The following is a 20124-nucleotide window of genomic DNA, read 5'->3' as shown; positions in this document are numbered from 1 at the left end:
CGCAAGTGGCACCCACCCAGGGGCGCGGGGAACTGCGCGACCAGGCACGACGGTGCCGCAGTCGTGGAACCGGCACGAGCCCCGCAGGGGCCGGTGACGCCCGCCGCGCAGGCGATCGCTCAGGGCGAACACGCACCCGGGAACACCAGCGGAGCTCCCCGCATTGAGCCAGGTGTACTCAACTTGCTTGCATTAGGAGCGATCATGCCGATTGAGTCCCTCCCCTCCAACCCGCTGACCCTGCCTGTCCTCCCGCTGGACGGCGAAGTCGTGCTGCCCGGCATGGTCGTGCCGCTCGACCTCTCCGACTCCGAGGTCCGCGCCGCCGTCGAGGCCGCGCAGGCCGCGCACCCGGCCGGCAGCGGCGGCAAGCCGCGGGTGCTGCTCGTGCCGCGGATCGACGGCCAATACGCCGCCGTCGGCACCCTCGGCACGGTGGAGCAGGTCGGACGGCTGTCCGACGGCGACCCCGGCGCCGTGATCAAGGGCCGCAGCCGGATCAGGATCGGCGCGGGCACCACCGGCCCCGGCGCGGCCCTGTGGGTCGAGGGCACCGTCATAGACGAGCCGACCCCCGCCGAGTCGCCCGGCACCGTGGCCGAGCTGATGAAGGAGTACAAGGCGCTGGCCACCAGCTGGCTGCGCAAGCGCGGTGCCTGGCAGGTCGTGGACCGGGTGCAGCAGATCGACGACGTCGGCCAGCTCGCCGACAACTCCGGCTACAGCCCCTATCTGACCGCCGAGCAGCGCGTCGAACTGCTGGAGACCGTCGACCCGGTGGCCCGGCTGAAGCTGGCCATCCAGTGGCTGCGCGACCACCTCGCCGAGCAGGACGTCGCCGAGACGATCCGCAAGGACGTCCAGGAGGGCATGGAGAAGCAGCAGCGCGAATTCCTGCTGCGCCAGCAGCTCGAAGCGGTCCGCAAGGAACTGTCCGAGCTGAACGGCGACCCCGAGGACGAGGCCGACGACTACCGCGCCCGGGTCGAGGCCGCGGAGCTGCCGGACAAGGTGCGCGAGGCGGCGCTCAAGGAGGTCGAGAAGCTGGAGCGGTCCTCCGACGCCTCGCCCGAGGGCAGCTGGATCCGCACCTGGCTCGACACCGTGCTCGAACTGCCGTGGAGCACGACGACCGAGGACACGTACGACGTCGCGGGCGCCCGCGCGGTGCTGGACGCCGACCACGCGGGTCTGGACGACGTCAAGGAGCGCATCACCGAATACCTGGCCGTACGCAAGCGCAGGGCCGACCGCGGCCTCGGCGTCGTGGGCGGTCGCCGCGGCGGCGCGGTGCTGGCGCTGGTCGGCCCGCCCGGCGTCGGAAAGACGTCGCTGGGCGAGTCGGTGGCGCGGGCGATGGGCCGCAAGTTCGTCCGGGTCGCGCTGGGCGGCGTACGGGACGAGGCCGAGATCCGCGGCCACCGCAGGACGTACGTCGGCGCGCTGCCCGGCCGGGTCGTACGGGCCATCAAGGAAGCCGGGTCGATGAACCCGGTGGTGCTGCTCGACGAGATCGACAAGGTCGGCTCGGACTACCGCGGCGACCCGGCCGCGGCCCTGCTGGAGGTCCTGGACCCGGCGCAGAACCACACCTTCCGCGACCACTACCTGGAAGTCGAGCTGGACCTGTCCGACGTGGTCTTCCTGGCCACGGCGAACGTGCTGGAGGCCATCCCCGAGCCGCTGCTCGACCGGATGGAGCTGGTGCGGCTGGACGGCTACACCGAGGACGAGAAGGTCGTCATCGCCAGGGACCACCTGCTGCCGCGCCAGCTGGAGCGGGCGGGCCTCGACGCCGAGGAGGTGACCCTGGAGGAGGGCGCGCTGCGCCGGCTGGCCGGGGAGTACACCCGGGAGGCCGGGGTCCGGGCGCTGGAGCGCACGGTCGCCCGCATCCTGCGGAAGATCGCCGCCCGGCACGAGCTGGGCGACCAGGAGCTGCCCTTCTCCGTCGGGCCCGACGACCTGCGCAAGCTGATCGGCCGGCCGCACCACGTGCCGGAGGCGGCGCAGGACCCGGAGGAGCGGCGCACGGCGGTTCCCGGGGTGGCCACCGGGCTCGCGGTGACCGGCGCGGGCGGTGACGTCCTGTACATCGAGGCGTCGCTGGCCGACCCGGAGACCGGCGGTTCCGGGCTCCAGCTCACCGGCCAGCTGGGCGACGTGATGAAGGAGTCCGCGCAGATCGCGCTGTCCTTCCTGCGCTCGCGCGGCGCCGAGCTGGAGCTGCCGGTCGGCGACCTCAAGGAGCGGGGCGTGCACATCCACGTGCCGGCCGGAGCGGTGCCCAAGGACGGGCCGAGCGCCGGTGTCACGATGACGACCGCGCTGGCGTCGCTGCTGTCCGGGCGGCGGGTGCGCACCGACGTCGCGATGACCGGTGAGGTGTCGCTGACCGGGCGGGTGCTGCCGATCGGCGGGGTCAAGCAGAAGCTGCTGGCCGCGCACCGGGCCGGGATCACCACCGTGGTGATCCCCAAGCGGAATGAGCCGGACCTGGACGACGTGCCCGCCGAGATCCTGGACGCGCTCGACGTCCACCCGGTCAGCGATGTCCGCCAGGTGCTGGCGCTGGCCCTGGACACCGCCGAGGCCGGCGTCCCGGAGGTGCCGGTGGCCGCCTGACGGCCGCCCCGCCACCGCGACAGCAGGCGGCCCCTTCCCCCGAACGCGGGGGAAGGGGCCGCCTGCGTGGGCGGATCAGCCGTTGGCGTAGGCCTTGACGCGGTCGAGAGCGCCGTTGAAGCGGTCCTGGTCACCGGGGAAGGTGCCGGAGTCCGCGTACTGCCAGAAGGTCTGGTAGCCCCAGCCGGCCGGCAGGGTGCCGATGGAGGTGGCGTACCGGGCGAGCCAGAGCGCGTTGTTGGCGGCGAAGGCGCCGCTGTTGCCCGTGCAGGCCGTCCACCAGTTGGTGGAGGTGTAGATCGTCGGGTAGCGCCCGGTCCTGGCGTGGTACTCGTTCGAGAACGAGGAGATCCAGCTCACCATCGCGCCGGCCGTCTTCCCGTAACAGGTGGCACCGTACGGGTTGTACTCCATGTCCAGCGCGCCCGGCAGCGTCTTGCCGTCCTTGGACCAGCCGCCGCCGTGCGCGACGAAGTAATCGGCCTGGGCCGCGCCGGTCGACACGTCGGGCAGGGCGAAGTGGTAGGAGCCGCGGATCATGCCGACGTTGTAGGAGCCGTTGTACTGCTGGGTGAATTTGGGATTGGTGTACGAGGTGCCCTCGGTGGCCTTGACGTACGCGAATTTCGCGCCGTTCGACCAGGCGCCGGCCCAGTTGACGTTGCCCTGGTAGCTGGAGACGTCCAGGCCCGGGGTCTGGCTGACCTTCGGGGTGGCGGCCTTGGAGTCCCCGGGGGCGATCGCGCCCTCGTGGATCTTGACCTGGGAGCCCAGCCAGTCCAGGTCCGGGTGCGTCATATGACCGGAATTCGCCGCGTGGGCGGTGCCGGGTGCGGCGAGCGCCATCGCGAGCATCGTGACGAGTGAACCGGCCAGGAGCGCGAGCCTGGTCCGGACCGAGCCGTTGCCGTGCACGACGGAGAGATCTCCGTGGGACATGCGTGCCTCCAGGTGGGGGACTCGGCATGACCTTGGAATGGTCATGACAGTTGGACGGTACGTGGGACGCTGCGCGCGTGGGAAAAGGGTCCTGTTACCGCCGTTGGTCTACTCCTGCGAAATACTTGGCGTGCTGCGGAAACCACCGTGTGTAAAGACAACTTTCAGGCGTTGAAAGCGGGAATGCTGTGACCGACGCGCGCAATGCGGCAGATGCGACGGGCGCGGACCCGTCGGCGGACGCGCTGGAGCGGGAGCTGACGGTGCTCTTCCGGCGCGCCCGGGCGGCCTCGGGCGAGCTGGCCAGGGCGGTGCATCCCGACCTCGAACCGGCGGCCTACGGGCTCCTGGTCCGGCTCCAGGAGGTCGAGCCCGAACGGGCTACCGACCTGGCGTCCTACTTCGGGGTCGGCAAGGCGACGATGAGCCGTCAGCTGCGGGCACTTGAGGTTCTCGGGCTGGTCACCCGGGAGCCGGATCCCGCCGACGGGCGGGCCTTCCTGATGCGGCTCACCCCGGGCGGCCGGGACCGCTTCAACCGGGTGCGCGGCGCCCGCCGCGCCGCCTACCTCCGCCAGCTCGCCGCCTGGAACCGCACGGATCTCGCGGAGCTGGCCCGCCTCCTCCACGACCTGAACGAGTCCACGGCGGAAGTCCTCTGAACAGCCGCCTCCACCCGGGTGAGCGGTCCTCCGTGCCGCGGCCCGGTCCTCTGGCCCCCGGCCGCGACGGACCGCCGTGCGGGCACGGGCGGCCACCACCCTCCCCGGGGCGCGGGGGCGCCCCGGGGGCTCAGAGCTCGGCCAGCACGGCGGTCGCGTCGTCGAACGGCTTGCCCCGCGGCACAGCGGAACCCTCGGGATCGGCCAGCTCCAGCTCGCGCACCCGGGCGAGCAGGCGGTCAGGCCCCCCTTTGCGGAGCAGCGCGAAGGCCGACGCCCAGTCGTCCGTACCGAAGACCTCCACCCCCCGCGCGGCCCCGTCGCTGAGCGCGGCGACCGCCCGTACCGCCGCGGCCGGCACGGAGCCGGTGACCGCCCGCCCGGCCACCCGGGGATCGGCGGCGGCCGTGAAGAAGCCCCCCGGCAGGTTCCGCAGCGCGGCGACCTGGTGCCCGGCGGCCCGCAGCCGGTCGATCCGGTCGTCCAGCACCGGCGTGAGGGCGCCGTCCGTCCCCTCCACCAGCAGAACGGAATCGGACAGCACGAGGTATTCCAGCTCCGCCGCCCCCCACCGCACCGCCACGACAGTGGCTTGCGGCGTCAGAGGGTGAGAAAGGTCACACGTGCCCCGGTGCGCATCCGCCGTCACGGTGATCGCGGCCGACAGGCACTCGGCAAGAGTGGCGTCAGGCCGCGAAACGGACAGTTCGAGCAGCGCCCCGCCCAGCCGGGCGGTGAACCAGGGCACGGAGTGGACGCAGTTCCCGTTGTCCGGCGGCGAGGTGACACCGTCCAGCAGGACCAGCGCCCCGCCGTGCCCACCGGCGGGCAGCGCCACCGCCACGAAGTCCTCATTGGGCGCCCCGGGCACACCGGGAGCCGTCGCCGTCTCGATACGCATAGTGCTCAGTGTGCGGCAGTGCGCGTTCGAAACCTTTCGACCGGGCGGTCGGTCGGCGCGCCTGTGGGCGGGCATCCTGTCAAAGCCGGGCAGTACGCGCCAGTACGTGCCCGGAGTGGCGAACCGCCGCCCACGCGGCTCGGCTTGTCCGGTGTGTCGCCGGTGCGCTTCACTCGTTCGAGTGTCCGGAGGAGGGAGGCATGGCCCCCCTCCTGGCGGGACTGCAAGGGTCGGTGTCAGCCCCTGCATATTCCTGGGGAACCCCCGCCGGCGATACGTGATTGCGAGCCAGAAGTGCGTGAACGACGTCAAGCGCGTGAGCGTCGGGTCAGACAGCGCATGCTCGCCGCCCTGCTGGTGTCCGCTGCCGCGGTCCTGGCCGCGGCCACGCCCGGCGTCGCGCTCGGCGTCGGCGACCTGAGGGCGGCCCAGAACCGGTCCTCCGCCGCAGTGCTGGCCTCCCGCACCGCCGTTCTCGCCCACGACCTGGCCGACGAGCGGGACGACGTGGCCGCCCTGGTCGCGGCCGGCACGAAGGCGCCGCAGACGCCCGCCGCGGACCGCACCAGGACCGACCGGCAGGCGCACGACGTGCTGGCGGCCGACCCGCCCGCCGCGCTGCGGACCGCGCTCGCCGCACTGCCCGGCATCCGTACCGCCGCGCTCGCCGCGCGGGCCGGCCAGCAGGGCGTCCAGGCCGTCGTGACCGCGTATCAGCCGCTGATCGACGCGCTCGGCCGGACCGGGGAAGGGCCCGGCGCCGATCCGCTCACCCGGGTGGCGGGCGCCGCGGCGCTCCAGCGCGGGCTGCTGGTGGGCGCCCTCACCCAGGGCGGCGGACAGTCCGCGCTGGTGGCCGCAGCGCAGGCGGCCCGGCTCCAGGAGAAGTCCGCGCTCGCCGACTTCCGCGCCACCGCGCCGGCCGATCTGCGGGAGCGCTACGACAAGACGGTGACCGGCGCCGATGTCACCCGGGCCGACGAGGACACCGCGGAACTGCTCGACGCGGACCAACTCACCCGCACCGACCGGGCGCTGGGCGCCGACCCGGTGAAGTCCGAGCTGACCGCCAGGATCGGGCTGATCCGCAGCGTCGAGGCGTCCGCCGCCGCCGACCGGGCCGCGGCTGCCGCCGACCACCGCAACCACACCGTCACCGTCCTCGAACTGCGGTCCGCGCTGGCCGGGTTGTGCCTGCTGCTGCTGGCCGGCGTGCTCATGGCGCTCTTCCGCAGCCTGACCCGCCCGCTGGCCGCCCTGCACCGCTGGTCGCGGTCCGACGCCGACAGCGGCCAGGGCGTCGAGGTGATCGGGCACGACGAATACGCCGCCGTCGCCCGCCGCGCCAACGCGCTGACCCAGGAGGCCCAGGCCCTGCGCGCCCGCGCCGCCGACCTCGGCAACGAGCTGACCGCGCAGCGCGGCGCCACCCAGAGCGCCCGGGGCTCGCTGGCCGGCGCCCTGGCGGAGAAGGACGCCCTGCGGCGCGCCCACGACGACCTGATCGCCCACTCGGCGGAGCTGGACCGGGAGCTGAGCGCGGCGGCGGCGCGCAATGCCGCGCACCTGACCCATGTCAGCCTCAGCCTGCGCACCTTGGGCCTGGTCGAACAGCAACTCGCCCTGATCGAGGGCATGGAGGGGCAGGAGGAGGACCCGGACCGGCTGGCCACGCTCTTCCAGCTGGACCACCTCGCCACCCGGATGCGCCGCAACAGCGAGAATCTGCTCGTGCTCGGCGGCACCGAGCACAGCCACGGCGCCACGGCCCGCCCGGTCCCGCTGGTCGACGTCGTGCGCGGCGCGATCTCCGAGATCGAGCGCTACGAGCGGGTACGCATCCAGGTGCTGCCCGGGGTCAGGGTCGCGGGCCGGGCCGCCGACGACGTGGCCCACCTGATCGCCGAACTCCTCGACAATGCCACCGGCTTCTCCGAGGCGGTGACCGAAGTCGTGCTGTCCGGGCAGCTGCTGGAGACCGGCGAGGTGGCCGTCGCGGTCGAGGACTCCGGTATCGGCCTGCCCGCGGAAAGGCTCGACGAGCTGAACGCGCTGCTCGCCGACCCCGATCCGGCGCCGCCCGGCGCGGTCGCCGGCATGGGCCTGTACGTGGCCTCCCGGCTGGCCCGCAGGCACGGCGTCCGGGTACGGCTGCACCCGCTGGCCTCCGGAGGCACCCAGGCCGTGGTGCTGCTGCCCGGCCTGCTGGTCCCCCCGGTCGGCCCCGACGAGCCGCCCATCACCCCGCTGAACACCACCACCTTCACCGGCGGCGACCCGCGCCGGTCCGCGACCGCGGCGGCGGCCGGACCCGTCTACGTACCGGCGCAGTCGACCGGCCCCGACACCGTCCACGGCTACGCGCCGCTGCCGGACCTGGCGCAGCTCCCTCCCGGGCCGGCCGAGCCGCCGCGGCCCGAGCAGCCCTACCCGCCCGCCCCCCAGTCGCCGACGCCGGCCCCGCAGCCCTACCCGCCGGCCCCGCAGCCCTTCCCGCCCGCCTTCGGCGCACAACTGCCCGTGCCCGCCCCGCAGCCGCCGGCGCCCGCACCACGGCCCTTCACGCCCGCCCCGCCGGACCCCGTATCGGCTCCCGTGCCCCCCAGGGCACTCGGTCCCGCGCCCGGACACGGATCCGCTCCGCCCGCCGGCCGCATATCCGGTCCCGGGGGCGGCGGCCTCACCGGGCGGGGGCTGCCGCAGCGCGTGCCGCGGAGTGCGGGCACGACCGTGCGGCCCGCCGCACCCGCCCCGGTGCCGCCCGTCGACGCCGCCGAACTGCGGCGCAGGCTCGACGGGTTGCAGCGCGGCCTGCGAGCCGGCCGCGCCGACGCCGTACGCGAGAGCGGCGAGCCGCCCGCTGGGCCGCGGGGACACGAAGATCCGGCAGGAACCGTTGAGGAGGCGACCCGTTGAACGCGGTCGGCACGAAGACCGGGGCGCTCAGCCATGAGGCCCGCAGTTTCCAGTGGCTGCTGCAGAATTTCATCGAGGAGGTGCGCGGCATCCACTCGGTCGCCGTGGTCTCCTCGGACGGCCTGCTGCTGCTCGGTTCGGAACCTGACGAGGGATCGGCCGCGCAGGCGGGGCAGAATACAGCGGAGGCGCCCGCGCATCCGGGTCTGGCCGGCCAGGGCCGGCTGGATCTGGCGGCGGTCGTGTCGGGTCTGGCTTCGCTCACCGTGGGCGCGGCCCGGTTGATGGACGGCGGACGGGTCAGGCAGACCACCGTCGCGATGACGGACGGAGTGCTCGTGGTGATGTCGATCAGCGACGGCTCGCTGCTCGGTGTGCACGCGGCGGCCGACTGCGACATGAGCATCATCGCGTACCACATGGCGCTGTTCGTCGGCCGTGCGGGACACGTGCTGACGCCCGCGCTCCGCAGCGAGTTGCGCCAGGCCACCGGGAGCCGCTGATGTCCTCGATGTCCGCACTGCCCCGGCGCGGGGTACCGCAACGAGGAGCCGACCGCCGGACGGACAGGGTCCGCCCGTACTCTCTGACCGGCGGTCGTACACGGTTCGCCCACGTGCTTCTCGTCGAGACGTTCGTGGCCACCGTGGAAGGCCCGGACGAGCCGTACGCCCCCGCCAGGGGCGGCTGGGCCGAACGCGTCCTGCCCGAACGACGGGCGATCGTGGAGCTGTGCAGGAGAATGCGGTCGGTGGCCGAGATCTCCGCACTGCTCCGGATGCCGCTCGGCGTCGTCCGGGTGCTGCTCAGCGATCTCGCCGACCAGGGAAGAATTCGCGTGTACGGCACCGGGCACGGGTCCGGCAGCCCCGATCGCGCGCTGCTCGAAAGGGTGCTCAGTGGACTACGCAGGCTCTGACCGGCCGGACGGCCTGCAGGACTGGCAGAACGAGCGCGATCGCGCGCCGGTCTCCACCAAGATCGTGGTGGCCGGCGGCTTCGGCGTGGGCAAGACCACCTTCGTGGGCTCGGTGTCCGAGATCACCCCGCTGACCACCGAGGCGGTGATGACCCAGGCCAGCGAGGCGCTCGACGACCTGGCCGCCACCCCCGACAAGGTCACCACGACGGTGGCCATGGACTTCGGCCGGATCACGCTGGAGGAGGACCTGGTCCTCTATGTCTTCGGCACTCCGGGGCAGCAGCGGTTCTGGTTCATGTGGGACGACCTGGTCCGCGGGGCGATAGGCGCGATCGTGCTCGCCGACACCCGCAGACTCGCGGACTGCTTCCCCGCGCTCGACTACTTCGAGGGCACAGGACTGCCGTACACGGTCGCGGTCAACCAGTTCGAGGGGACCGCCGCCTACACCGGGGACGACGTCCGCGAGGCGCTGGCGGTGCCGTCGCACATCCCCGTGCACATCATCGACGCGCGGAAACGGTCCTCCGTGGTCGAAGCCCTGCTCGCGCTGGTCGCCCACGCGCTCGCGGAGCAGCCTTTCTAGTCAGGACCTATCCGACAGTGATCCGACACCGATCGGCCACCGGTCCGACGTGATCAGACCCGAAGCGGGGTGCCGTGCGCAAGATCCTCATCGTCGGAGCCGGTCAGGCCGGCCTGCAACTGGCCCTCGGCCTCCAGGCCCGCGGTTACGACGTCACGGTCATGTCCAACAGGACCGCCGATGAGATACGCGTCGGCCGCGTCACCTCCACGCAGTGCATGTTCGGCACCGCGCTCGGCCACGAGCGGGCGGACGGCCTGGACTTCTGGTCCGACCAGGCACCGCGAATAACCGGCCTCGGCATATCGGTCGCCGCTGACCAGGACTCCGGTCCCGCCGCCGGCCCCGGCCCCGGCCGCGCCCGCGCCGTCGACTGGCTCGGCCGCCTCGCCGCCCCCGCGCAGTCCGTCGACCAGCGGGTGAAGATGGCCGCGTGGATGGAGACCTTCGCCGAACGCGGCGGCAAACTCGTCATCCATGCCGCGACCACCGCCGACCTCGACTACTTCTCGCTCGCCTACGACCTGGTCCTGGTCGCGGCGGGCAAGGGCGAGACCGTCTCCATGTTCCGCCCCGACAAGGCCCGTTCGCCCTACGACACCCCGCAGCGCGCGCTCGCCGTCGCCTATGTCCACGGCCTGGAGCCGCGCCCCGAGCAGCCCGAGGTGCCGGCGGTCCGCTGCAATCTGGTGCGCGGCGTCGGCGAACTCATCGTCATCCCGGCCCTGACCACCTCGGGCCACTGCGACATCCTGTTCTGGGAGGGCGTGCCCGGCGGCCCGCTCGACGTCTTCGGCCCGGTCACCGACCCGGCCGAGCACCTGCGCCTGACCCTGGACCTGATGCGCCGCTTCACCCCGTGGGAGTACGAGCGCGCGTCCGCCGTCGAGTTGACCGACGCGCACGCCACCCTCGTCGGCGGTCTCACCCCGACCGTACGCGAGCCGATCGGCGAACTCCCCGCGGGCGGCCTGGTGCTGGGCGTCGCCGACGTGGTCGTCGCCAACGACCCGGTCACCGGCCAGGGTTCCAACAACGCGGCCAAATGCGCTGCCAGTTACCTGGCGAGCATTGTCGAGCGCGGTGAACAGCCCTTCGACCGGCCGTGGATGGAGGCTGCCTTCGACCGCTTCTGGTCGGCGGCCGGCCCGTCCACCCGCTGGACCAACACGATGCTGGCCCCGCCCGCCGGTCACGTCCGCGACCTGCTCACCGCCGCCGCCACCTCGCCGCGGATCGCCGACCGCATCGCCAACGGCTTCGACGCCCCGGCCGACTTCGACCCGTGGTTCTTCGACCGGGAAGCGGCCGACGCGTACCTGGCCGCGGGCTAGGGCCTGTCCTGGCGGCCGGAGAGCTTCACCGGTACGGCAGCGCCCGGCGCCCGCTCGCCCGGCCAGCCCAGCGGTTCGGGCCGGTCAGCCGGGCGGTTCGGGCCGGTCAGCCGAGCGGTTCCGGCCGGTCGGTCTTCGGCGGGACCGGGCGCGGCTTGTAGTCGGTCAGGGGCTGGGCGCCCAGGTCGGGGCGGACGGCGCCCAGGATCGGGTTCACGGCGATCGGCGAGATCGTCACGACCGCGCCGGTGTGCGGGGCCTGGATGACCAGGCCGTTGCCGATGTAGAGGGCCACATGGGTGGCGCCGGGGAAGTAGACGACCAGGTCGCCGGGCCGCAGCAGCGACAGCGGCACCCGGGGCAGCCGGGCCCACTGCTCCTCCGCGGTGCGCGGGATGGGGACCCCGGCGTGCGCCCAGGCCTGCGAGGTCAGGCCCGAGCAGTCGAAGGACCCGGGTCCCTGTGCGCCCCACACGTAGGGCTTGCCGAGCTGCTGGTAGGCGTAGGCGATCGCCCGGTCGCCGGTCTTCGAGGGCGCCCGCAGCGCTGAGCCGGTGCCGAGCGCCTTGGAGTCGAGGAATTCCTGCTGCGCCTTGTCCGTGCCCTGCTGCTCCAGCGCCTGCAACTCGCTGATCTGCACCCCGCTCAGCCCGGCGAGCAGCGCTTCGACCTGCCGCAGATGCGTCTCGACCTGGGTCTTCTGCGCGGCCTGCTTGTTCTGCGCGACCTGGGCGGCGTCCAGCGCGCGCTGGGCCTGCGCGTTGAGCGCGGTGAGCCGCTGCTCGTCCGCGGTCAGGCCGGCCACGACGTCCTCCTGGTGGCCGACCGCCCGCTGGGCGATGTGCAGCCCGCCGAAGAAGTCCTGCGGGGTCTCGCCGTTCAGCATCGACAGATACGGCGACATGCCGCCTGAGCGGTAGAGCTGGCGGGCCAGCAGCCCGGCCTGGTCCCGGCCCGCGACGACCTTGGTCCGCTGGGCTGCGAGCTGCGCGTCCAGGGCCTCGGCCTTGGCGCGCTCCTGGTCGGCGGTCTCCTTGGCCTTGTTGTACGACTCGGTGGCCGACTCCGTCTGCTGGTAGAGGGATTGGAGCTGGGTCAGCAGGTCGGGCAGCGAGGCCGGGTCGGCGGTGGCGGACGGGGCCGGAACGGCCGGCGCCGCGGGTTTCGCCTTCTTCGGTTTCGCCGGTTTCGCCGGGGGAGCCTGGGCGGCCGACGGCGCCGGGGCGGACGACGACGGGGCCGGTGGGTACGGGCGGGCCGAGGCCCGCTGGGCGGCGGGCAGCGACAGGGCGGCGGAGGCGAGCAGCGCCCCGCACACGACGGCCGCGCGAAGCCAGGTCCTGGTCGTCCGAGCCACCTGCATCCCCTTTGTCCTCCATGTGACGAGCCCTCAGGATCGTGTCATAGGTTGTCGTATCTACGACAGCAGGACTAGGCAATTCCGCCCAAGAAGGTCACACCGACGAGTGACCGACCGTCCTCGCCCTTCCTCTGCCCGGCGCGGGCGGCACGCAAGCGTACGGCCCGGTCGCCGCCCTCGGGACCGAGCCGTACGCGTTCAGGGGCGCTCCCCGGCGGTCAGCCGAAGTAGCTGTGGAAGTTGTTCGAGAACTCGTTGTTGCCGAACCGGTCCCAGTTCACCGACCAGGTCATCAGGCCGCGCAGCGCGGGCCAGCTGCCGTGGGTGGCGTAGCCGCCGCAGTTCGTCTTCCTGGTCAGGCAGTCGAGCGCCTGGTCCACGGCGGCGGGGGCGGTGTAGCCGTTGCCCGCGTTGGTGGTGGCCGGCAGGCCGATGGCCACCTGGGAGGGGGCCAGGGCCGGGAACATGTTGGCGGTGTTGCCGGCCACCGGGAAGCCGGTGAGCAGCATGTCGGTCATGGCGATGTGGAAGTCCGCGCCGCCCATGGTGTGGTACTGGTTGTCGAGGCCCATGATCGGACCCGAGTTGTAGTCCTGGACGTGCAGCAGCGTCAGATCGTTGCGCATGGCGTAGATCACCGGCAGGTAGGCGCCGGCCCGCGGGTCCTGGCCGCCGAAGGGGCCGGAACCGTAGAACTGGTAGCCGAGCTGCACGAAGAACGTCTCGGGCGCCATGGTCAGCACGAAGCCGCTGCCGTAGCGGGCCTTGAGGGTCTTCAGCGCCGAGATCAGGTTGACGATCACCGGGGTCGTCGGGTTCTTGAAGTCGGTGTCGCCGGTGTTCAGCGACAGCGAGTGGCCCTCGAAGTCGATGTCGATGCCGTTCAGGCCCCAGGTGTCGACGATGCCGCTCACCGAGGAGACGAAGGCGTCACGGGCGGCGGCGGTGGTCAGCTGCACCTCGCCGTTGGCGCCGCCGATCGACAGCAGCACCTTCTTGCCCTTGGCCTGCTTGGCCTTGATCGCCGCCTTGAAGTCGGCGTCCGACTCGACCGAGGGGCACTCGGCGACCGAGCAGCGGGTGAAGTGGATGCTGCCCGAGGTCGGCGAGCTGGTCTCGCCGAAGGCCAGGTCGATGACGTCCCAGCTGTCGGGTACGTCCGCGAGGCGGGTGTAGCCGGAGCCGTTGGCGAACGTCTCGTGCAGATAGCCGACCAGGGCGTGCGTCGGCAGCCCGCCGGACGGCGGCGGCGACGTCGGGGGAGTGGTGGGCGGCGTCGTGGGCGGGGTCGTGGGCGGGGTGGTCGGCGGGGTGGTCGGGGGTGTCGTCGGCGGGGTGGTCGGCGGGGTCGTGGTGCCGCCGCCCGGACCCTGGAGCGAGATGTCGTCGGCCAGGTACGCGGGCTGGCCGTACCAGCCGTGCACGAAGACGGCGGCGCTGGTCTGGCTCGCGCCGGTGGTGAAGGACACGCTCAACTGGGCGTAGCCGCTGCCGGTGCCGGGCGTCCAGGTGCTGGTGCCGCCGTCCACGCCGATGTAGACGTAACTGCCCTTGACCTGGGCGGTCAGGGTGTACGCGGTGTTGGGCGCGACGGTCACGGTCTGCTTGCACTGGCCGGTGGCGGAGGCCGAGGGCGTGGCCTGGAGCGCGTAACTGCCGCTGTGCGCCTGGCCCTTGACGGCCGAGGCTCCCGCGTCGCAGGTCCAGCCGGTCAGGCTGCCGGACTCGAAGCCGCCGTTGGCCAGGAATTCGCCGGCGCTTGCGGCGGGGGCCAGGGCGACCAGGCCGCCCACCGCGACGGCGGCGGCCAGGGCCGCGGAGGCGGCGGCGAGTGATCTTCTCCGGGTGGGCATGGTGAGCATGGAGGATGCTCCTTCGGTGGGGGCGAAGCGGGGCGCGAGCATGTACCGCGCAGCCAACAGGTCCAGACCAATTCTTGTCAATGGTCCGGACCAAAGTTGCGCCCCCTGGGCCGCGTCAGCCCCGCTTGGACCAGGGCCACTTCGGGCCTGGCGGCGGCTTGCCCTCCGGGTCGTAGACGAAGACCCACGGGGTGCGGTGGGTGCCCTTCGCGCCGTGGGCGCGGTGGTAGACGTAGGTCGTCTCCCCGGCGGGCACGGTGTACGCCCGGGGCGGTTGCCCCGTCATCCCCACGATGACCTCGATGACCCGCCCGTCGAGCGGCCCGCCGACGAATTCCGTCTCCTCATGCCTCACGCCCTTACCCTCCCACGTGCCCGTGGGCCCACCCACCCGCCCCGCGGCCGGTTCGCCGGTTCCCCTCCGTCGGGGGCGCCGCCCAGGGGCGCGCCCTGGCCGGAAGGGGGCCGCCGGAGCCGCCGCGGCCGGGGGAGGGCGACCCCGCCCGGGAGGGGCGTACGCTCGGGCGCATGAGCAGCAGCGCGGCCCCCGCGTACCGCAGAATGAGCGTGGAGCAGCGCCGCGCCCACCTGCTCAAGGCGGCCGTCGACCTCTTCGGGCACCGCAGGCCCGAGGACGTGTCCATCGACGACGTGGCCGCCGCCGCGGGCGTCTCCCGCCCGCTGGTGTACCGCTATTTCCCCGGCGGCAAGCAGCAGTTGTACGAGGCCGCGGTGCACGGCGCCGCCGAAGAGCTGATCGGCCGCTTCGCCGTACCGTCGGAAGGCCCGCCCACCGAGCGGCTCGCCGCCGCGCTCGACCGCTACCTGGCCTACGTGGACGAGCACGCCCCGGCGTACGCCGCCCTGCTCGGCGGCGCCGGCGTCGCGGAGACCAGCCGTACCGGCGCGATCGTGGACGGCGTACGCCGAAGAGCCGCCGAACAGGTCCTGCGCCACCTCGGAGTGACCGCCCCCGGCCCGCGGCTGGCGATGATGGTGCGGTCCTGGATCGCCTCCGTCGAGGCGGTCTCGCTGATCTGGATCGACGAGGGGCGCCGCCCGCCGGTCGGCGAGCTGCGCGACTGGCTGGTCGACCACTTCATCGGGCTGCTGCTGGTGACGGCCACCACCGACCCGGAGACGGCGGTGGCGGCCGCGGGCGCGCTGCCCCAGGAGACCCGGGACAGCCCGGCGGGCGCCCTGCTCGCCCGCCTGGCCCCCCTCGCCCCTGCGACGGCCCACCTGCTCCCCCCGGAGTAGCCCCCCGGGACCGCCCGGCCCCCCCATGAGGCCCCGCGCCCCCCGCGTACCCCCGCCATCAGCCGACGAGACCCGGGGCCGCCGCCGACCCGGCGTCAGGCGACAAGACCCGGCGTCAGCCGACCCAGCGGCGGCGCCGACTCACCGCCGGCCGCACCGGGGCCGCCGACGACCCGGAGCCCGCCCCTGCCCGCCGTCAGGCCCACCGGGGCCGGTGCCGACCCGGCGTCAGGCGACAAGACCCGGCGTCAGCCGACCCAGCGGCGGCGCCGACTCACCGCCGGCCGCACCGGGGCCGCCGACGACCCGGAGCCCGGCCCGGCCCGCCGTCAGGCCCACCGGGGCCGGTGCCGACCCGGCGTCAGGCGACCAAGCCCGAGGCGCGCCAGAGGCGCTTGCTCGGGCCCCGGATCAGCCCGATCTCCTCGAAGAAGTCCATCAGCCGCTTCGCGGACTGCCGCATCACGTCCTGCCGGTGCGGGCTGTTCAGCGCCAGGTGCGTCGCGTACTTCGGGTCGAGGCCGACCTCCGCGTAGACCTGCGGGCTGATCAGCGAGCGGGCTATCACCCGCGCGGCCTGCGCGGACGTCATCCGGGTGAATTCGATCTCCCAGCGCGGCGCGGTGACCATCTGCCGCCGCAGCTCCTCGCGGGCGTAGCGGATGTGCCGCGCCTCCTCGACCACATGGATGCGGGTGATGCCGCGCACCAGCGGCTGGACCCGCTCGTCCGGGAAGGTCAGCCGCTGCATCCAGTCGAGGATCTCCTCGGCCAGCAGCGTGCCGGTGAAGGAGCCCGGGGTCGTGGACACCGTCTTGAGCACCCGGCCGAGTTGCAGGTCGAGCCGGCTCGGCCGGTAGGCGGGGGTGCCCATCTTGGTGACCGCGCGGGCGAACATCTTGGAGTGCCGGCACTCGTCGGCGATCTCGGTGAGCGCGTAGCGGACGTGACCGCTGGTCGGGTCGAGGTCGTAGGTGTGCCGCAGCAGCAGCTGCATCAGGATCGTCTCGAACCACACCCCGATCGAGCACAGCGACGCCGTCTCGTGCCGGCTCAGCGCGATCCGCTGCTCCTGCGACATGTGCTTCCACAGCGGGGTGTCGTAGAGCGAGACCAGTTCCGGCGGCCAGAACCAGCGGCCCTCCTCGAAGGGCGCGTCCCAGTCCAGCTCGGTATCGGGGTCGAAGGAGTGCTTCGCGGACGCCGCGAGCAGGCGTTCCGCGGTCTTCTCGCGGTCGGTCAGTGTGGCGTCCATGCCGAACAGGCCTCCGGTGCAGGAAGGTTACCAGCGGTACGGGTCTTATGAGACTCTGTGTCAACAAGGCCGTCAAGACCCCGCACAGGAACCGGCCCCACGCGGCCGGCCCGCCCGCCACCCGACCGAGGTGAATGGAGCCGCACCATGTCGACGGAAGGCCGCTACACCCAGCCCCCCACCGAGTGGAGCTGGGAGGTGCCCGCCCACGGCACCGCCCGCTTCTCCTGGGAGTACGACGACGGCCGCGAGCGGCTGCTCGCGCTGTACCAGAAGGGCAAGGACAAGCAGTGGGACGCGGTCCGCCGGATCGACTGGGACCTGGAGGTCGACCCGTTCAACCCGCTGGGCACCCCCGACGAGGTCATGCCGCTGTACGGCACCCGCCACTGGGACGCGATGTCGCAGGCCGACCGCGGGCTGCTGCGGCAGCACTACACCTCCTGGCAGTTCAGCCAGTTCCTGCACGGCGAGCAGGGCGCGATGGTGTGCGCGGCCCGGATCGTGGAGTCCGCGCCCGACCTGGACGCGAAGTTCTACTCGGCGACCCAGACCATGGACGAGGCCAGGCACGCCGAGATCTACGGCCGCTTCCTGCACGAGAAGATCGGCATGCTCTACCCGATCAACGACAACCTCCAGGCGCTGCTCGGCGACACCTTGCGGGACTCGCGCTGGGACATGCCCTACCTCGGGATGCAGGTGCTCATCGAGGGCCTGGCGCTGGCCGCCTTCGGCATGATCAGGGACACCACCACCAAGCCGCTGCCGCAGCAGATCCTGTCCTACGTCATGCAGGACGAGGCCCGGCACGTGGCCTTCGGGCGGATGGCGCTGCGCGACTACTACAAGCAGCTCACCGACGCGGAACTGCGCGAACGCGAGGAGTTCGTGATCGAGGGCTGCTACCTGATGCGCGACCGGCTGCGCGGTGTCGAGGTGCTGGAGAACTTCGGCATCCCCACCGCGGAGGCCGCCGAGCTGACCGAGAAGTCGGAATTCCTGGCCCTGTTCAGGAAGCTGCTCTTCTCCCGGATCGTGCCGTGCGTCAAGGACATCGGCCTGTGGGGGCCGCGGCTCCAGCAGGCCTACGTCGACCTGGGCGTCTTCGACCTCGGCGACTCCAACCTCGACCTGCTGATGGCCCAGGACGAGGAGATCGCCGAACGGCTGGACGCCGAGCGGTTCGCCGCCGAGGAGGACGCGCGGGTGGCGGAAGTAGCCGAAACCATCACCCAGGGGGCGGACGGACAACCGTAGGATCGTACGCTTGTCCGATGACCGACACCGGACCGATATCGCGGCGCGCCGCCCGCCGGGCCAAGGCGCGCCGCCGGCGCCGGAGGAACGCGGCCGTCGGCCTGTCGGTCCTGCTCGTCGCCGCCGCGGCTGCCGGCTGGGCGGTCCTCGGCCGCAGCGGCAGCCCGGCCGACGCCGCCGCCCGGCAGGGCGCCGCGCCGGACGGGACGCCGGCCGCCGCCGCGAAGCGCCCGACCGCGCCCGCCGAGCCGCCCGGCACGCTGACCCTCGCCTTCGCGGGCGACGTCCACTTCACCGAGCGCACCGCCGGCCGGCTCGGCGTCGATCCGGCGCTCGGCCCGATGTCCGCCGCCCTGTCCGCGGCCGACTTCGCGATGGTCAACCTGGAGAGCGCGATCACCACCCGCGGCACCGCGCAGCCGAAGAAGTACCACTTCCGTACCGGCCCCGACGCCCTCGGCGCCCTCCAGCGCTCCGGGATCGACGCGGTGACCATGGCCAACAACCACGCCGTCGACTACGGCGCCCAGGGCCTCGCCGACTCCCTCGCCGCGCAGCGCGACTCGCCGATCCCGGTGCTCGGCATCGGCCCCGACGACACCGCCGCCTACCGGCCGTACGCGACCACGGTCAACGGCGTACGCCTCGCGGTGGTCGCCGCCAGCCAGGTCCACGACATCACCAACCAGAACTTCAGGGCCGGCCCGGACCGCCCCGGCATAGCCTCCGCGCTCGACCGGCCGCGGCTGCTGCGAGCCGTGAAGGCCGCGAAGGCGAAGGCGGACGTGGTCGTGGTCTACCTGCACTGGGGCACCGAGGGGCAGAGCTGCCCAGGACCGGAGCAGAAGTCGATCGCCGCGGACCTGTCGGCGGCCGGCGCGACCGCGGTGGTCGGCACCCACGCCCATGTGATGCTCGGCTCCGGCATGCTCGGGCCGACCTACGTCGCCTACGGCTTCGGCAACTTCCTCTGGTACGGCTCCTCGCCCTACCCGCACTCCGACGAGACCGGGGTGACCACCCTGACCGTCACCCACGGCAAGGTCGCCAAGGCCGTCTTCGCCCCGGCCCTGGTCGACGGCCAGGGCGTGCCGCAGCCGCGGACCGGCGCCGCGGGCCGGCAGATCACCGACCGCTACGGGCAACTGCGGTCCTGTACCGGACTGACGACCGCTCCGCACTGATACGTCCTGATCGTGTAACGACCCCCCGACGCGGGAAGGCCGGCGGAACCGTACCCTTGGCGACCGCATCTATCCGTGCGCAGGCCGCGCAGTTCACGGATCTGCGCATACGGGACGGGCGACGAAGTGGGCGGGGTTTCACATCATGACGGGACGGCGGATATCCCTGGGGCGGCTGGCGCCATCACGGCTGAAGGGCGCGCCGCACGCGGCGGTGGTCGGCGTGGCGGTCGCCGTGGTGCTGATCGCGGCACTGGTCTCGGCGCTGCTGGCACCCGGCGGTGACGGCGGCGGCGACGCGGCGGGTCCCGGCGACCCGAAGGGCGGCACCCGGCAGCCCGCGGCGCCGCACACCTCGCGCCCCCCGCGCACCCCGGGCACCACCGCCCCGCCCGCGGTCCCCGCCGTTCCCGACTCGATCCAGCACCAGCCCGAGGCGCCGGGCAGGGCCGTCAACATCACCATCGACGACGGCCCCGACCCCCGGTGGACCCCCCAGGTGCTCAGCGTCCTCAAGCAGCACCATGTGCACGCGACCTTCTGCATGATCGGCCCGCAGGCGCAGGCCAACCCCGCCCTGGTCCGCCGGGTCGTCGCCGAGGGCCACCGGCTGTGCGACCACACCGTCCACCACGACGAGTACATGGACCACAAGCCCTTCGCGTACCAGCAGAAGGAGATCATGGACGCCTACACCATGATCAAGGGCGCGTCCGGCGGCGCCCCCGTGCCGTACTACCGGGCGCCCGGCGGCGCCTTCACCCCGGCCAGCCGCGCGCTCGCCGCGCAGCACGGGATGCGGCCGCTGGGCTGGAACATCGACACCAAGGACTTCGCCCGGCCCGGCGTCGGCACCATCGTGGCCACCGTCAAGAGCGAGATCCACAACGGCCCGACGATCCTCTTCCACGACGGCGGCGGCGACCGCAGCCAGACCGTGGCGGCCCTCGACCAGTCGCTGACCTGGCTGGCCCAGCAGGGCTACACCTTCAGCTTCCCCAAGGTGAACTGACGCCCGCGAGAGCCCGCACGAGCCCGCGAAAGCCCCCGAGAGCCCC

General features: G+C 73.0%; 17 protein-coding genes. 11 read left to right on the top strand and 6 right to left on the bottom strand.

What is annotated here, in order from left to right:
• The first annotated feature begins 204 nt into the window (after window positions 1-204).
• The gene (lon, locus tag OHA86_RS11840) at window positions 205-2625 is read left to right on the top strand and encodes an endopeptidase La (RefSeq protein ID WP_329174822.1); all 2421 of its coding nucleotides are present in this window, start codon (window positions 205-207) and stop codon (window positions 2623-2625) included.
• A gap of 75 nt (window positions 2626-2700) precedes the next feature.
• On the opposite strand, the gene OHA86_RS11835 is transcribed toward lon, so the two are convergent.
• Window positions 2701-3564 carry a lysozyme gene (locus OHA86_RS11835; RefSeq protein WP_329174821.1) on the bottom strand — a complete coding sequence of 288 codons (864 nt, stop codon included), beginning with the start codon at window positions 3562-3564 and terminating at the stop codon, window positions 2701-2703.
• Window positions 3565-3752: 188 nt separating this feature from the next.
• Here OHA86_RS11835 and OHA86_RS11830 point away from each other — a divergent pair, with 188 nt between their 5' ends.
• Window positions 3753-4226, top strand: coding sequence for a MarR family winged helix-turn-helix transcriptional regulator (locus OHA86_RS11830; RefSeq protein ID WP_329174820.1), 474 nt, complete (start codon window positions 3753-3755; stop codon window positions 4224-4226).
• A gap of 130 nt (window positions 4227-4356) precedes the next feature.
• Here the strand turns inward: OHA86_RS11830 and OHA86_RS11825 are convergent, their stop codons facing one another.
• Window positions 4357-5127 carry a hypothetical protein gene (locus OHA86_RS11825; RefSeq protein WP_329174818.1) on the bottom strand — a complete coding sequence of 257 codons (771 nt, stop codon included), beginning with the start codon at window positions 5125-5127 and terminating at the stop codon, window positions 4357-4359.
• A gap of 339 nt (window positions 5128-5466) precedes the next feature.
• On the opposite strand from OHA86_RS11825, the gene OHA86_RS11820 reads away from it, so the two are divergent.
• From OHA86_RS11820 to OHA86_RS11800, 5 genes are all read left to right on the top strand, one after another.
• A complete protein-coding gene (locus OHA86_RS11820) occupies window positions 5467-8043 on the top strand; it encodes a sensor histidine kinase (protein ID WP_329174816.1) in 2577 nt (858 codons plus the stop codon).
• Entirely contained in the window at window positions 8040-8546 is a 507-nt protein-coding gene (locus OHA86_RS11815) for a roadblock/LC7 domain-containing protein (RefSeq protein ID WP_329174814.1), read from the top strand. The genes OHA86_RS11820 and OHA86_RS11815 overlap by 4 nt, the downstream gene beginning before the upstream one ends.
• Complete coding sequence (locus tag OHA86_RS11810) at window positions 8546-8962, top strand: DUF742 domain-containing protein (protein WP_329174812.1); 417 nt, start codon at window positions 8546-8548, stop codon at window positions 8960-8962. Before OHA86_RS11815 ends, OHA86_RS11810 begins: the two co-directional genes overlap by 1 nt.
• Complete coding sequence (locus tag OHA86_RS11805; protein ID WP_329174810.1) at window positions 8943-9551, top strand: GTP-binding protein; 609 nt, start codon at window positions 8943-8945, stop codon at window positions 9549-9551. Before OHA86_RS11810 ends, OHA86_RS11805 begins: the two co-directional genes overlap by 20 nt.
• Window positions 9552-9625: 74 nt before the next feature.
• On the top strand, window positions 9626-10885 hold the full coding sequence (locus tag OHA86_RS11800) for a styrene monooxygenase/indole monooxygenase family protein (RefSeq protein WP_329174807.1): 1260 nt from the start codon (window positions 9626-9628) through the stop codon (window positions 10883-10885).
• A 106-nt stretch (window positions 10886-10991) separates the two neighbouring features.
• On the opposite strand, the gene OHA86_RS11795 is transcribed toward OHA86_RS11800, so the two are convergent.
• The 3 genes from OHA86_RS11795 to OHA86_RS11785 form a co-directional block, all read right to left on the bottom strand.
• On the bottom strand, window positions 10992-12242 hold the full coding sequence (locus tag OHA86_RS11795) for a C40 family peptidase (RefSeq protein WP_329174806.1): 1251 nt from the start codon (window positions 12240-12242) through the stop codon (window positions 10992-10994).
• 221 nt (window positions 12243-12463) lie between these two features.
• Window positions 12464-14107 carry a chitinase gene (locus OHA86_RS11790; protein ID WP_329174805.1) on the bottom strand — a complete coding sequence of 548 codons (1644 nt, stop codon included), beginning with the start codon at window positions 14105-14107 and terminating at the stop codon, window positions 12464-12466.
• Window positions 14108-14222: 115 nt separating this feature from the next.
• Window positions 14223-14462 (bottom strand): hypothetical protein, encoded by a 240-nt coding sequence (locus OHA86_RS11785; RefSeq protein WP_329174803.1) that lies wholly within the window; start codon window positions 14460-14462, stop codon window positions 14223-14225.
• Between the two features lie 173 nt (window positions 14463-14635).
• On the opposite strand from OHA86_RS11785, the gene OHA86_RS11780 reads away from it, so the two are divergent.
• Window positions 14636-15367, top strand: coding sequence for a TetR/AcrR family transcriptional regulator (locus OHA86_RS11780; RefSeq protein WP_329174802.1), 732 nt, complete (start codon window positions 14636-14638; stop codon window positions 15365-15367).
• Window positions 15368-15728: 361 nt separating this feature from the next.
• On the opposite strand, the gene OHA86_RS11775 is transcribed toward OHA86_RS11780, so the two are convergent.
• Entirely contained in the window at window positions 15729-16622 is an 894-nt protein-coding gene (locus tag OHA86_RS11775) for an AurF N-oxygenase family protein (RefSeq protein WP_329174800.1), read from the bottom strand.
• A 147-nt stretch (window positions 16623-16769) separates the two neighbouring features.
• Here OHA86_RS11775 and OHA86_RS11770 point away from each other — a divergent pair, with 147 nt between their 5' ends.
• The 3 genes from OHA86_RS11770 (at window position 16770) to OHA86_RS11760 (ending at window position 20078) form a co-directional block, all read left to right on the top strand.
• The gene (locus OHA86_RS11770) at window positions 16770-17882 is read left to right on the top strand and encodes a ferritin-like domain-containing protein (protein ID WP_329174798.1); all 1113 of its coding nucleotides are present in this window, start codon (window positions 16770-16772) and stop codon (window positions 17880-17882) included.
• A 17-nt stretch (window positions 17883-17899) separates the two neighbouring features.
• On the top strand, window positions 17900-19066 hold the full coding sequence (locus OHA86_RS11765; protein WP_329174797.1) for a CapA family protein: 1167 nt from the start codon (window positions 17900-17902) through the stop codon (window positions 19064-19066).
• A gap of 145 nt (window positions 19067-19211) precedes the next feature.
• A complete protein-coding gene (locus OHA86_RS11760; protein ID WP_329174796.1) occupies window positions 19212-20078 on the top strand; it encodes a polysaccharide deacetylase family protein in 867 nt (288 codons plus the stop codon).
• The last annotated feature ends 46 nt before the right edge of the window (window positions 20079-20124 follow it).

Source organism: Streptomyces sp. NBC_01477, from assembly GCF_036227245.1.
GTDB lineage: Bacteria > Actinomycetota > Actinomycetes > Streptomycetales > Streptomycetaceae > Actinacidiphila.
The sequence above is the reverse complement of the archived record's forward strand: the minus strand, read 5'-3'. Positions and strand labels throughout refer to the sequence as shown.

Bases quoted from the DNA above. Each gene is read 5' to 3' on its own strand.
- lon (WP_329174822.1), top strand. From the start codon at position 205: ATGCCGATTGAGTCCCTCCCCTCCAACCCGCTGACCCTGCCTGTCCTC.
- OHA86_RS11835 (WP_329174821.1), bottom strand. From the start codon at position 3,564: ATGTCCCACGGAGATCTCTCCGTCGTGCACGGCAACGGCTCGGTCCGG.
- OHA86_RS11825 (WP_329174818.1), bottom strand. From the start codon at position 5,127: ATGCGTATCGAGACGGCGACGGCTCCCGGTGTGCCCGGGGCGCCCAAT.
- OHA86_RS11820 (WP_329174816.1), top strand. From the start codon at position 5,467: ATGCTCGCCGCCCTGCTGGTGTCCGCTGCCGCGGTCCTGGCCGCGGCC.
- OHA86_RS11810 (WP_329174812.1), top strand. From the start codon at position 8,546: ATGTCCTCGATGTCCGCACTGCCCCGGCGCGGGGTACCGCAACGAGGA.
- OHA86_RS11790 (WP_329174805.1), bottom strand. From the start codon at position 14,107: ATGCTCACCATGCCCACCCGGAGAAGATCACTCGCCGCCGCCTCCGCG.
- OHA86_RS11780 (WP_329174802.1), top strand. From the start codon at position 14,636: ATGAGCAGCAGCGCGGCCCCCGCGTACCGCAGAATGAGCGTGGAGCAG.
- OHA86_RS11775 (WP_329174800.1), bottom strand. From the start codon at position 16,622: ATGGACGCCACACTGACCGACCGCGAGAAGACCGCGGAACGCCTGCTC.
- OHA86_RS11770 (WP_329174798.1), top strand. From the start codon at position 16,770: ATGTCGACGGAAGGCCGCTACACCCAGCCCCCCACCGAGTGGAGCTGG.
- OHA86_RS11765 (WP_329174797.1), top strand. From the start codon at position 17,900: ATGACCGACACCGGACCGATATCGCGGCGCGCCGCCCGCCGGGCCAAG.
- OHA86_RS11760 (WP_329174796.1), top strand. From the start codon at position 19,212: ATGACGGGACGGCGGATATCCCTGGGGCGGCTGGCGCCATCACGGCTG.